1 protein-coding gene is annotated in these 404 nt (G+C 53.2%); it reads right to left on the bottom strand.

The window, feature by feature from the left end; translation table 11 throughout:
* Positions 1 to 41: 41 nt before the first annotated feature.
* On the bottom strand, positions 42 to 404 hold a 363-nt coding region (locus tag ACYP03_RS24355), incomplete at its 5' end, for an FAD-binding domain-containing protein (RefSeq protein ID WP_459782420.1).

Raw genomic sequence — 404 nt, 5'->3', positions numbered from 1 at the left:
GTTTCGCATTGAGCTGATCGCCCAGAATCAGCCTTAAGGTTTTATAGTGAGTGGCTGCCATTGTTTAACCAGCGATGAATGAAGTCGCCATCAGGATCGTACATTTTCGTCTGTTTCTCCAGATCAAAATAGCGCCAGCCTCGCGGATCGGCACCCACCCCGGCCAGATACTGCCAATTGCCCCAGTTGGATGCGACATCATAGTCGATTAACTGCTGCTCAAAGTAGGCGGCACCGTAGCGCCAGTCGAGGGCCAGCTCGTGGACAAAACAACTGGCGACCAATTGGCGGCCACGATTAGACATGTAGCCGGTCTGATTGAGCTGCCGCATGCAGGCATCGACAATCGGATAGCCTGTCTTGCCGTTACACCATTGCTGAAAACGGGTCTCATCATGGCGGTT

It is taken from the genome of Photobacterium sp. R1 (genome assembly GCF_054600795.1).
This window is presented reverse-complemented; position numbering and strand designations above follow the sequence as displayed.